The sequence below is a fragment of the Pantoea sp. OVA07A genome (assembly GCF_019969975.1).
Lineage (GTDB): Bacteria > Pseudomonadota > Gammaproteobacteria > Enterobacterales > Enterobacteriaceae > Pantoea > Pantoea agglomerans.
This window is the reverse complement of record NZ_JAHXYM010000012.1, coordinates 16,242-28,472: the sequence shown is the minus strand read 5'-3', so window position 1 is coordinate 28,472 and position 12,231 is coordinate 16,242. Positions and strand designations below refer to the sequence as shown.

At 50.7% G+C, this 12,231-nt stretch carries 9 protein-coding genes and 1 pseudogene; 8 read left to right on the top strand and 2 right to left on the bottom strand.

Annotation, left to right across the window (positions count from 1 at the left end):
* The 4 genes and pseudogenes from LC417_RS22200 to cdiI form a co-directional block, all read left to right on the top strand.
* Window positions 1-1,721, top strand: a 1,721-nt coding sequence (locus tag LC417_RS22200) for a VENN motif pre-toxin domain-containing protein (protein ID WP_223566359.1), incomplete at its 5' end; no start/stop codon positions are given.
* A 3-nt stretch (window positions 1,722-1,724) separates the two neighbouring features.
* The gene (locus LC417_RS22195) at window positions 1,725-2,162 is read left to right on the top strand and encodes a hypothetical protein (RefSeq protein WP_033757308.1); all 438 of its coding nucleotides are present in this window, start codon (window positions 1,725-1,727) and stop codon (window positions 2,160-2,162) included.
* Between the two features lie 347 nt (window positions 2,163-2,509).
* A pseudogene (locus LC417_RS22190) lies at window positions 2,510-3,808 on the top strand (VENN motif pre-toxin domain-containing protein); the annotation flags it as partial.
* A gap of 9 nt (window positions 3,809-3,817) precedes the next feature.
* Window positions 3,818-4,183, top strand: a complete 366-nt coding sequence (gene cdiI / locus LC417_RS22185) for a ribonuclease toxin immunity protein CdiI (RefSeq protein ID WP_033757309.1) — start codon at window positions 3,818-3,820, stop codon at window positions 4,181-4,183.
* A gap of 45 nt (window positions 4,184-4,228) precedes the next feature.
* On the opposite strand, the gene LC417_RS22180 is transcribed toward cdiI, so the two are convergent.
* Window positions 4,229-4,444: a SymE family type I addiction module toxin gene (locus tag LC417_RS22180; protein WP_033757310.1), complete on the bottom strand. Its 216-nt coding sequence runs from the start codon at window positions 4,442-4,444 to the stop codon at window positions 4,229-4,231.
* Between the two features lie 1,134 nt (window positions 4,445-5,578).
* Between LC417_RS22180 and LC417_RS22175 the strand changes: the two genes are divergently transcribed.
* The 4 genes from LC417_RS22175 to LC417_RS22160 all read left to right on the top strand — a co-directional run bounded on the left by LC417_RS22175 (window position 5,579) and on the right by LC417_RS22160 (window position 8,456).
* Window positions 5,579-6,142: an Ail/Lom family outer membrane beta-barrel protein gene (locus LC417_RS22175; RefSeq protein WP_022625856.1), complete on the top strand. Its 564-nt coding sequence runs from the start codon at window positions 5,579-5,581 to the stop codon at window positions 6,140-6,142.
* 214 nt (window positions 6,143-6,356) lie between these two features.
* Window positions 6,357-6,851: a DUF2569 domain-containing protein gene (locus tag LC417_RS22170; protein ID WP_050680200.1), complete on the top strand. Its 495-nt coding sequence runs from the start codon at window positions 6,357-6,359 to the stop codon at window positions 6,849-6,851.
* A 117-nt stretch (window positions 6,852-6,968) separates the two neighbouring features.
* Entirely contained in the window at window positions 6,969-7,508 is a 540-nt protein-coding gene (locus LC417_RS22165; protein WP_052270915.1) for a hypothetical protein, read from the top strand.
* Between the two features lie 405 nt (window positions 7,509-7,913).
* Complete coding sequence (locus LC417_RS22160) at window positions 7,914-8,456, top strand: glycine zipper 2TM domain-containing protein (RefSeq protein WP_003849847.1); 543 nt, start codon at window positions 7,914-7,916, stop codon at window positions 8,454-8,456.
* Between the two features lie 144 nt (window positions 8,457-8,600).
* On the opposite strand, the gene mfd is transcribed toward LC417_RS22160, so the two are convergent.
* Window positions 8,601-12,044 carry a transcription-repair coupling factor gene (mfd, locus tag LC417_RS22155; RefSeq protein ID WP_187484150.1) on the bottom strand — a complete coding sequence of 1,148 codons (3,444 nt, stop codon included), beginning with the start codon at window positions 12,042-12,044 and terminating at the stop codon, window positions 8,601-8,603.
* Between the last annotated feature and the right edge of the window lie 187 nt (window positions 12,045-12,231).

Genomic DNA, 12,231 nt, shown 5'->3' with positions numbered 1-12,231 from the left:
CGGGTGAGCACACCCGGCTGAACGGCGCGGTCATCAGTTCCACCGCCACCGCCGATAAGAACCGTCTCGACACCGGCACGCTGGGCTTCAGCAACATAGAGAACCACGCGGACTATAAAACCGAGCACCAGAGCGTGGGGATGAGCACCGGCGGCAGCATCGGCAGCCAGTTCGAAGGCAACATGGCGAACGGCCTGCTGGCGGGGCTGAACGGCAGCGGCAGCGCGTCGTCGGTGACGAAGGCGGCGGTGAGCGACGGTACCGTTATTATCCGCGATAAGGCGAAGCAGACGCAGGACGTGGCGGACCTGAGCCGCGACGCGGCGGGTGCGAATCCGGGGCTGGATAAAATCTTCGATAAGGATAAAGAGCAGCGGCGGATGGAGACGGCGCAGCTGCTGGCGGAAATCGGCAGCCAGGCGGGCGACATCGCGCGGACGCAGGGCGAGATTGCGGCGACCAGAGCGGCCACGGAGAAGATGAAGAACATCTCGCCGGACCAGAAAAAGGACGCCGAAGCGCAGTGGCGGAAAGCGAACCCGGGTCAGGAGCCGACCGCGGCCGACATCACCGGACAGGTCTATCAGACGCTGTACAACCGGGAGATGCTGGCCGGCGGAATGGGAACCGGCGGCTCGGTGCAGCAGGGTATCAGCGCGGCGACGGCGGCGATTCAGGGGCTGGCGGGCGGCGATTTAAAAGCCGCTCTGGCTGGCGGTTCGGCCCCTTACCTTGCAGAACTGATTAAGCAGAAAGCGCCGGATGAGGCCAGTCGTATAATGGCACATGCTGCGGTAGCCGGAGTTATAGCTGCCGCACAGGGTAATTCAGCGGCAGCAGGTGCGGCGGGCGCGGCTACCACCGCCGCGATGGGTGAAGCCATCAAAAATGTTCTGTACGGTGACGTGCCGGTCAGTCAGCTTAGCGAACAGCAGAAACAGACGCTGGTTGCGCTGGGAACGGTTGCGGCGGGTCTTGCAGGTGGTCTGGCTGGAGAGACTACGGCGGACACGGTAGCCGGAGCGCAGGCGGGCCAGAACGAAATCAGCAACAATATGGTCAGCATGGGCATGTTGCAGATGATGCAGGCTAAATCGTTGCTGGATGCGGCGGCAGTGGCCGAAGCGGGCCAGGGCGGCGCAAATGAACAGGCGGCACTGGCGCTGACCAAAAAGGTAAAAGCAGGGCTGGACGCGACCTGCCTGGCGAATACCAGCTGTGTGATAATGGCTGTGGTTACGGCACAGCAGCACACGAACGGAGCAGGCAGCAAAACTGAAACCGTACCGGTTAATGATGATTTGACGGGGGGTAAGCTGGTCAATCCGGCGCAGGATGAGAATAAGGGAACGTCGCTGATCACGCCGGTTCAGTCTGGTGAGCAGGGATCCAGCAATACTGGAAATACGGATGGTATGCCGGATACGGGAGGCAATACCACGGTTACACCGATTTCTGAGCAGAATAAGGATGATTTGGCTTATCTGGCCCTTAAAGGAAAAGAGGCTCAAGAAGCTGCTGGGAATTTAGGTTTTGACCGAAGAATTCCGGCACTTAAGGCTCCATTCAATTCTCATGGTCAACCTGTATTTTTTGATGGTAAAACATATATTACACCTGATGTCGACAGCCATAATGTTACCAATGGCTGGAAAATGTTTGACCGTAGAGGGAAACGTATGGGCACTTATGATAGCGATCTGAACAGGATTAAGGATTGACATATGTTTGGTATCTTCCCTGAAGATAAATCAGTGGATATTGAGGGCGAATGCGTCTTACCAGCATTAATAATTATTGATGAATTTTCAGAAATGATGAATATACCTCTATCTTACTGGAATATAAATGATTACAAAGATAACTGGCGATGCTCTCTTGAAGAAGGCTTGGCAAATAAAAAGCATGCTGCTTTAGCTGTTTCTATGTATGAGCCTGCCAATGCAAATTTTATATTTACTTGGGTATTGTATTTTTCTGGAGATGTTGTTTTCGTTCAAAATAGCATTTTATTTTTAGATGAATGTCCAGGGTTCACTCCTGAAAATATAAATAGTTTTACTGAACCGCGAACAACGTATAATGAAGATGGCATGAAAATATCGGAATGGAGTACCGATTTAAAAAGTGTTATTAGTTTTTATCATAGCCTTAAAGACTAAAAAAGATCTCGGCCACCAAGCCTAATGCTGGTCAGTTAAGGAAATGAGGCCCGATAATTCGGGCCTTCAATGAAGTTAAGTAGGGTTGAAACCCTAACTCCTTCGTTTTCCTTCTAAGCAAGACTGTTGAGAATAATGCGCTGGGTGATGGGTGGAACAATATACTGCCATCAGGAGCGATAGATTACGGTCAGTCGGTCACCTCTTATGCGTAATATGCCCAAGATAAGAAACTGCCACCGTAACTGGTCCAAGCCGGTCTGGCCCGGATGGTGAAAGGTGACTTACCGGTAAGTGCCAATATCATTAAAGCGATCCTGGAAAATAACCCCGGTTCAGATACGGTAATCCTGGCGGAGCAGATACACAAGCTGACGACCACAAAAGGCCCGGACGGCAAAGAGGAGGTGAACGTTCAGGCGAACCTGATTGCACACGCGGTAGTGGGCGCGGTGACGTCATACGCGTCGGGTAATCCTGCACTTGCGGGTGCTTCTGGCGCGGCGATGGGCGAGTACATCGCGCAGCAGATGTATCCGGGAGTTAAGCGCGAAGACCTGAGTGAGGAGCAGCGGCAGACCATCAGCGCGCTGGGGACGCTGGCGGCGGGCCTTGCGGGCGGCGTGGCCGGAGACAGCACGGGCGGTGCGGTGGCGGGCGCGCAGGCGGGTAAAAATGCGGTTGAGAATAACTGGCTGCACGTTAATGAAAAGACAGAGTTTGAGATAGCGAGGCAAAAACTCAGGAGCAACGACCCGGCAGAGCGTGAGCAGGCACAGCAGAAGATAAACGACCTGCGTGAGAAAAACATCAGCCGTGACAAGAAAGTGACGGATGCCTGTGGTAATGGCCGGGCTGCCACCCCCGCATGTGCTTCGGCAAGGTTAGAAGCTTATTCGGTCAAAGGTGAGTATGAGACCGGAAACTACAATAATAAAGTCAGCGACATGTACCCGGATGCCTACGGGCAGATAGTGAACCTGCTGAATATTACCAGCGTTGATGCGCAGAATCAGCAGCAGGTAAAGGATGCAATGGTCAACTATGCCATGGAGCAGCTTAGGGTTGATAAGACGACGGCGGAGCAGTATGTATCGACCTATGACGGAATGAAGATCGTTGCAGCTTCGATGTCACCAGTCCTGGGAACGGCAGCGGCTAACAAACTCAGCGCGATAGTTAAAGAAGCTAATATTTACCCTTCAGGAATCAGTTTTAAAATAGATCAACCGGAACACTTAGCGCAACTTGCTGGTTATACTCAGAAAAAAGGAATTACTGGGGCGCATAATGCAAATGCATTTTATGATGCTGTGAAAAAAAATAATGTGAAGATAGTTAGTGAAACTCCGACGGGAACTAAAGGTATTACTCAAATAGAATATCAAATACCTGCTAAAGATCGTGAGGGTAATATAATTGGTTTGAAAAATAATGGTGCCGAACCATTTAAAAAGACTATTTATGACCCCAATATTTTTACTGATGAAAAAATGTTGCAATTAGGTCAGGAAGCTGCTGCTAAAGGCTACAAAGTAGCCATAGCTAAAGGGCAGCAATCTTATGATGCCACAGCTGGCGGTGTTGCATTCCGTGTATATATAAATAAAGATACCGGTTTGGTGAACAACTTCCATCCAAAGTAGAGGTTATGGATGAATAAAGAGTTATTTGGTCAACCATATCATGATGATGACCCTGTATGGGTCGTCAAGGCATACTTCGATCGAATGTATAACGATGGGGATTTTTTAAGGGCTATCGAATTATTAATGATTAAAGGTGCATTAAATAAAGATGGTGCATATTGCCATTTTCCAGATATGAATAGCTATGATGAAGAGGATCATTTCGAAGGTGTTGAATTTGCCTACGGTTATCCACCGGAAGAAGATGATACTGTAATTGTAAGTGAAGAAACGTGTTATCAGTATGTCCGCTTAGCCTGCGAAAAATATCTTCACCTACATCCCGAATATACGGATAAAGTTAACGAATTGCTGGCAAAAATCCCGTCTTGAAACAGAATATCCCGGCCTCCGAGCCGGGATATTTTTACCCGCCGATCACCCTTCAGCCAGCCGGATGATCAACTGCCCCGGCCCGGTGATCACCTCGATCTTCTGCCCGGTAGTAAAACCCAGTGCTTCCAGCCAGCGGCCTTTGATGGTGAGCTGCGGCAGTGGGTTCGGCTGGCCCCTATTAGGGCGGTATCCCACTCTGTAATAATGCGCAGCGGTTGTGGCCGTGCGGGTTCCTGGCTTATGATGCGTGTCAGCCATAATCAACTCCTTATCAGTTGGTGGTGGTCAGCGGGCTGTTGGTGTTCCACCACCTTCAGTCCGCGCTAAAAAATCTCTCGTTATGTGCTTCCTGTTCCGTTTTTACCTGTTTAAATATACACCACCTGCCAGGTAAACTCGCTAAAAGCTAAGTAATAAATTGCGAGTTGTCTCTGAAAACCAGATAGTTTTTCTCCGGTCTGGCTTTCATTCACTTCTTCTTCCTGTAGCCTTCTGTATTAACTGTTACTGGTTGGCTTTCATGCTGTGAATCCGCGTTAACCAGCTTTTATTCTGTCTTCCGGGTTACGCCCATATATCCACCAAAACCGGTAATAAGGGTTGCGACATGGCACCGTTTTGATATGACAGCAGGTGAGCACACCAGGTAGAAGGGTGCGGTGATAGACTCCACCGCCACCGCCGATAAAAACCATTTCGACACCAACACACTGGGCTTCAGCAACATTGAGAACCACGCGTACTATAAAACCGAGCACCAGAGCATGGGCATGAGCACCGGCAGCAGCATTGGCAGTCAGCTTGAAAATAACGCTTTTTGGGAAAATACAGCTGTTATCTTTCCGAATATTTTCATTGTATACAGGAGGGGTTTAAATAGAACTGTAACTTAGTCTTTTAACGGGTTGTGGATATAAAGGTCAGTTAATAATCTGCGTTAATGGATTGTATAACGCAGTATGGTTTTCTGGATCTATGTGCAGTAATGGTTTTCAGGGATTTTTGCTTTTTTATGGCAACTCGGTCTTGATACCTCTAATTCTTTTTGGTCTAATAATGCCATTAAGAATTGATTGATAACTAACCGCCAGGATGAATCCTGTGGTTAAATTCTTTACTTAACCTAAATTAAATGGCCGAAGTGCCATTTAATAAGGCTGGCGTTTAAGTTTCACATTGACTCAGGCCAGCCTGTTTTAAAAAATCCGGGTATGAATAGATGCTCTTCGACCGATCTGAACATCAGGCGCGGAGCGCTACATGAAATTCCTGTCCGATACAGACGGATTGATAAAAACTCTATCCTGTCCGTCGGGTATTGGTGATTCAGGGAGCGAAGTCCTGCATTAAGCGCAGGGAAATAATGTTAAATTATGAAAAGGAATTAATTACATGACCTCTAAAATGACAATGCTGGCATTACTGTGTGGCGGTCTGCTCGTGGGCAGCAATGCGCTGGCTGATAATCACACCGTCTCGGTTGGATATGCACAAAGCAAAGTTGAAGACTTTAAAAATATTCGTGGCGTCAACGTTCAGTATCGTTATGAATGGGAGTCTCCTCTCAGTGTGATTGGCTCATTCAGCTACATGAAAGGCGATGAAAGTTTTTCTGAGCGAGAAGATATTTATAGCGATGTTAGCGGATATGATGGAAAAACCAAAGTGAAATATTACTCACTGATGGCAGGTCCTGCATATCGCATCAATGACTACATCAGCTTCTATGGATTAATTGGTGTTGCCCATACCAAAGTGGATGAGAACGTGACTTTTCCCGGAGTCTACTCCGAAGAATATAGCGAAAATAAAACCTCTTTTGCCTATGGCGCTGGCGTTGTCGTGAATCCTATCAGCAATCTCTCTGTGAGTGTTGGCTATGAAGGTACTCGCGTAAAATATAACGAAGATGTTGCCATCAATGGTTTTAACATCGGCATCGGATACCGTTTCTGATTCAACGCTAAAAACCGCAACCCTGGTCATCTGGTCAGGGTTGTTTTTTTGCACTCTGGAAAGGACCGTTTTTTATAAAGGTCGAATCAGGCAGTTCTTCGATACATTTAAAATAGTACCTGATCCTGTCTGACCAAAGACGTCGATGTTCTGAATTAACCAGTTTGAATTTTGTTAAAACAAAGAAAAACAATTACAGCTTCAGGGGGCGAGAATGTTATGCATTAAATGTCAGGAAGCAGAAGAGAATAAAGAATCAGGATTTTGTGATAATTGTGAAAAAAAAGAAGAGGGCAGGATTAATGGCTTATTATATCTGCCAGCTTTAGGCTTGATTATTGGTTTTTTTACGATGCTGTATAATGATTTTTGTATTGTTTCGTTGATTGCCAACACTTATCAGAAACAAGGTGTGGTTAATAGTTTTAGTATTTTATTATTAGCGCTGTCCATTATTAATGCTCCCGTAACAGTGCTGGCTTGCTGGTTCTTCTTTAGGAAGAAAGTAAAAACCAGATACGTGATGATAACGTACTATTTATACGGTCTTATCTTTGCGAGTTTTTGCACGCTTTATCCTGCTTTGGTTTTTCACGTAAACATTACGCAGCCTGCTATCAATATGCTGGCTCGGGCCTTAATCAGTTGTCTGATATGGGTACCATATTTTATTTTTTCCAGCAGGATTAATAAAGTCTTTGTGCATTAATACGGTCAATATTTTTTGTCACAAAATAAACGATGGGTAACGCAACACCCGCCTCGTTATAGTACCAATAAAATAACCAGTTCCAGTCTGTGTCAGTTAAATTAAGGATAATAAAGAATGGCTGCAAAAATTTTAATCACCGGATTGATAGCACTATTATTGAGCGGTTGCACGGCAGGTTTCAGACCTTCACTGGATGATTATAAAGGGCAGGATGCGGCCCGAATCCGGGTGGGTTCAGAGGGCAATACGGCACTTCAGTTCTATGAAAAACAGAGTTCAGGTTGCTATAAAAAAATGCTGGAACGCCGTATCACTTCTGGTTTCGCCATTCTGGGCATCCCCGTTACAGGTAATAAACGGATAGGTATGCCAGCGTCGTCTGAAAACAAGGGTGCTTTCATCAATGAATTTACCCTGAAGCCAGGACAAATGATTCGTGTCATTCACTACTGGACACAGGCTGGATACCATCAGAACACTCAAAAATCGGCCACTGTTGAATTTATTCCTCAGGCTAACCATGACTACGATATTGTAGTCAGAGGGTCCGAATATTCAGGCGATAGCGTTTCCATCAAAGACCTTACCCCCAATGGCACCATTGTGGGCTGGGGCGAGATAAAGGTATGCCCATCCGAGAGCATTTTTGATTAGTTTCCTTTTTCTTCATTCCTGAAGCCTGAGTGCTTCAGGAATGAATGTTCCCGATAACGGTACATAAAGACGATACTTTTGGGTGACGATGGAAAGGCCGTTGCCATAACGGGCAGTCAGGCTTTGCTTAAAGCATATAAAATTATATGCCTTTGATTTAATTGGTTTAATTTCCTTAGCGAAAAAGCATCATTAATAACGTTCCCCACCTCAGAACTCTCCTAAAAACTGGTCCTGATAGCAAAGTGACCAATTTCCTCCATTTATCTGATGTTGCATTTTCGGTCCATCTGTAAAACTTCATCTCAACAAACACGGCGCGTCGCGCACGCCGGTTATACCTCAGTTAACGAGGATGCTTTAGCAGCAGGATTGCGCGGTAACACTTTTCAGGAGGAACTTCCTGTGAATAAATCAATGTTAGCGGGTATCGGTATTGGTGTGGCAGCAGCACTGGGTGTTGCAGCCGTAGCAGGCATGAACGTGTTTGATCGCGGTCCTCAATATGCTCAGGTACTGTCTGCAACGCCAATCAAAGAGAGCATTAAACAGCCTCGTCAGGAGTGCCGTAATGTCACTCTGACTCACCGTCGGGCCGTGCAGGATGAAAACCGTCTTGCCGGGTCTGTATTAGGTGCAGTGGCAGGTGGAGTGCTGGGTCACCAGTTTGGTGGCGGTCGCGGCAGAGATGTGGCGACAGTAGCAGGTGCGGTAGCGGGGGGTTATGCCGGTAATCAGGTCCAGGGCGGACTGCAGGATCGGGATACCTACACCACAACCGAACAGCGCTGCAAAACAGTTTACGACAAACAAGAGAAAAAACTGGGATATGACGTGACCTATAAAATAGGCGATCAGCAGGGTAAAATCCGTATGGAAAATGACCCCGGCACGCGTATTCCACTGGATCGCAATGGTCAGCTGGTTCTCAACGGCGATCAGGCGTAATTGGGCAAAGCTTTGCCGCTCACGCGGCCACACAGCACAACGTAATACAGCAGTAATGAAAAAGGCGCATCTCAGGATGCGCCTTTTTTTGCGGCAAACTAACCGGCGCTTTACCGGTTAGCTCAGCAACGCACGGGCAGGGTTTTACGCCTGCCGTTGAGCCAGTTGCGAAACGAATCCCTGCACCCACTCAAGCCGCACCTTTCTTTCCGACAGCTCACGGGTAAAGCGCAGTCGTGTCGGCCCGTCCAGCTTCCACTGCTGAGGCTCTTTCTGCAGCAGGCCTATCAGCCATGCCGGATCCACGTTGTTCTTCGGCGCAAAATCGAAATAACCACCTTTGTCGCTGGCTTCGATCTTACGCAGACCGACAGCGCGGGCTTTCAGCCGGATAATCGCCACATCCAGCAGATTACGCGCCGGATCGGGTAGCAGGCCAAAGCGGTCGATCATCTCAACCTTCAGCTCCTGCAGCTCCTCTTCAGCCTCCGCGCTGGCGATGCGTTTATAGAGTGAAAGACGGGTACTGACATCCGGGATAAAGGTCTCGGGCAGCAGGGCGGGCATCCGCAGCTCCACCTCGGTCTGGTTGCTGGTGAGATCTTCCAGTGACGGCTCGCGACCCGCTTTCAGCGCCTCGACCGCATTCTCCAGCAGCTCCATATAAAGCGTGAAGCCCAGCGTCTCCATCTGTCCGCTCTGCTCATCACCCAGCAGTTCGCCGGCACCGCGAATCTCCAGGTCGTGCGTTGCCAGGGCAAAACCGGCTCCCAGATCTTCCAGTGAAGCGATCGCCTCCAGCCGCTTATGCGCATCGGCGGTCATCGACTTCGGATGCGGCGTTAACAGCCAGGCATAAGCCTGATGATGCGAGCGCCCGACGCGACCACGCAGCTGATGCAACTGCGCCAGGCCAAAGTGATCGGCCCGCTCGATGATGATGGTATTAGCGGTCGGAATGTCGATCCCGGTTTCGATAATGGTGGTACAGACCAGCACGTTGAAACGCTGATGGTGGAAATCGTTCATCACACGTTCCAGATCACGCTCACGCATCTGACCATGACCAATAGCGACACGCGCTTCCGGCACCAGTTCGCTGAGACGCTGCGCCGCTTTCTCGATATTTTCAACGTCATTGTAGAGATAGTAGACCTGTCCGCCACGCAGAACCTCACGCAGGATTGCTTCGCGGATCACCAGATCGTCAAATTCACGGACAAAGGTTTTCACCGCTAAACGGCGGGCAGGCGGCGTGGCGATGATCGAGAGATCGCGCATGCCGCTCATGGCCATATTCAGGGTGCGAGGGATTGGCGTTGCGGTCAGCGTCAGAATGTCCACATCGGCGCGCATCGCCTTGATGCGCTCTTTGTGACGCACCCCGAAACGGTGCTCTTCATCGACAATCAGCAGACCGAGATCGTGCCATTTAAGATCGCTCATCAGCAGCTTATGGGTGCCGATTAAGATGTCGATCTTGCCATCGCTGGCCTGTTCCAGCACCTGCGCCTGCTCTTTGGCAGTACGGAAACGGGAAAGCATCTCAATGCGAACCGGCCAGTTGGCGAAGCGATCGCGGAAGTTGTCGTAATGCTGCTGTGCCAGCAGGGTGGTCGGCACCAGCACGGCCACCTGTTTATGGTTCTCAATCGCCAGAAACGCCGCGCGCATGGCCACTTCAGTTTTACCGAAACCAACGTCGCCGCACACCAGACGGTCCATCGCCAGCGGCTCGCACATATCACTCAGCACCGCGTTGATCGCCTGCGCCTGGTCCGGGGTGGTTTCAAACGGGAAGCTTTCGCAGAACAGCTGATACTGCTCGCGATTATGCTTAAAGGCAAAACCGGTTTTGGCGGCGCGCTGAGCATAGATATCCAGCAGTTCAGCTGCCACATCACGCACTTTCTCAGCCGCTTTCTGCCGTGCGCGTGACCAGGCATCGCTGCCCAGTTTGTGCAGTGGTGCATTATCGTCGGCACCGCCCGCGTAGCGGCTGATCAGGTGCAGCGATGAAACCGGCACATAAAGTTTGGCGTCGTTGGCGTAAGAGAGCATCAGGTATTCCGCCTCAATGCCGCCGGCTTCCAGCGTGGTGAGGCCGATATAACGACCCACACCGTGTTCCAGATGCACCACCGGCTGGCCGGGATGCAGCTCCGCCAGGTTACGGATCAGAATGTCCGGATTGATAGTGCGACGGGTATCCTGACGGCGACGGCTGACGCGTTCGCCCAGCAAATCGCTTTCGCAAATCAGCGCCCGGTTGCCCTGGGTATCAATAAAACCGCGCTCGCTGGCGCCGATCATCAGTCGGAAACGCTCTTCGCCAACCTCATCGAAGCGGTGCACCGGCTGAGGACGCAGTTTAATCCGGGCCAGCAGATCCTGCAGGCTTTCACGGCGGCCTTCACTTTCCACCGAGAAGACCACGGTGCCGCTGAAGGTCTCAATAAACTGACGCAGATGATCGAGTGGCGCTTTTGCCTGCGCCTGAACGGTCAGGTCAGGCAGCGGGGTATAACCGAGGTTGGTATTCGCGGCTTTGGCGGGCAGCACCTCATTGGTCATCTGGATGCGCGGCCAGGCTTTCAGCTCCCCCATTAATGCATCCGGACGCAGCCACAGGGTGACCGGTTCCAGCAGTGGACGCATCGGATCAACGCGGCGATTTTCATAACGCGCCTCGGCATCCTGCCAGAAGCGGCTGGCGCTGCCTTCAAGATCGCCGCAGTTCACAATCAGGGTATTATCCGGCAGATAGCTGAACAGGCTGGGCAACGGCTGCTCAAAAAACAGCGGCTGCCAGTATTCGATGCCCGCTGGCAACGTGCCTTTGCTGACCTGCTGATAGACATGCTCCGACTCACGGCGCACATCAAACGTTTCACGCCAGCGGCTGCGGAACAGCTCAATGGCGGCTTTGTCGCTGGGAAACTCATGCGCAGGCAGCAGGTTAATTTCGGGGACCGCTTCCAGCGTGCGCTGACTGTCGACGTCGAACAGGCGCAGGCTGTCGATCTCATCATCGAAAAAGTCGATGCGGTAGGGCTGATCGCTGCCCATCGGGAACAGATCGAGCAGGGCGCCGCGCGTGGCGTATTCACCGTGCTCCATCACCTGATCGACATGGCGATAACCGGCCTGCTCAAGCTGGTCGCGCAGCCGGTCGCGTGACAGTTTTTGTCCCTGCTTCATCACCAGCGCATGGCCGTGCAGGAAACTGTGCGGGCAGACGCGCTGCATCAGGGTGTTGACCGGCATGATCAGCATACCGCGCTGCATCACCGGCAGCTGGTAGAGGGTCGACAGGCGGGCGGAGATAATATCCTGATGCGGCGAAAAGCTGTCGTAGGGCAGCGTTTCCCAGTCGGCAAGGTGCGCCACCGGCAGATCGGTAAACTGGCGGATTTCATCCAGCAGACGCAGAGCGGTTTGGGTATCGGGTGTAATCATTAACACCGGACCAGCATGTCGTTCGGTAATGCTGGCACACTCCACCGCGTGCGCCGCGCCTATGAGCTGGCCGAGCTGACGGTGATCGCCGGATTTAACGGGCAGGGTATAACGAGTCTGTTCGGGCATGGGATCTCGGGGTTGCTCCATTTTTCCAGGACGTAATCATTCCATATTATGTCAGGGGGATCATCTCTGCGGCACAATTTTCCTGCCGCGCCGCGCTGAACCAGGGGATCGGTCAGCCATTAGCGGGCGTCAGCGGTAATCGTGCGGATAAAGAGAGGATAGACGGAGTCTGGCAAGAGATCAGAAA

Coding starts and splice junctions, on each gene's coding strand:
- mfd (WP_187484150.1), bottom strand. CDS start 12,044: ATGCCCGAACAGACTCGTTATACCCTGCCCGTTAAATCCGGCGATCAC.
- LC417_RS22175 (WP_022625856.1), top strand. CDS start 5,579: ATGACCTCTAAAATGACAATGCTGGCATTACTGTGTGGCGGTCTGCTC.
- LC417_RS22170 (WP_050680200.1), top strand. CDS start 6,357: ATGTTATGCATTAAATGTCAGGAAGCAGAAGAGAATAAAGAATCAGGA.
- LC417_RS22165 (WP_052270915.1), top strand. CDS start 6,969: ATGGCTGCAAAAATTTTAATCACCGGATTGATAGCACTATTATTGAGC.
- LC417_RS22195 (WP_033757308.1), top strand. CDS start 1,725: ATGTTTGGTATCTTCCCTGAAGATAAATCAGTGGATATTGAGGGCGAA.
- LC417_RS22180 (WP_033757310.1), bottom strand. CDS start 4,444: ATGGCTGACACGCATCATAAGCCAGGAACCCGCACGGCCACAACCGCT.
- cdiI (WP_033757309.1), top strand. CDS start 3,818: ATGAATAAAGAGTTATTTGGTCAACCATATCATGATGATGACCCTGTA.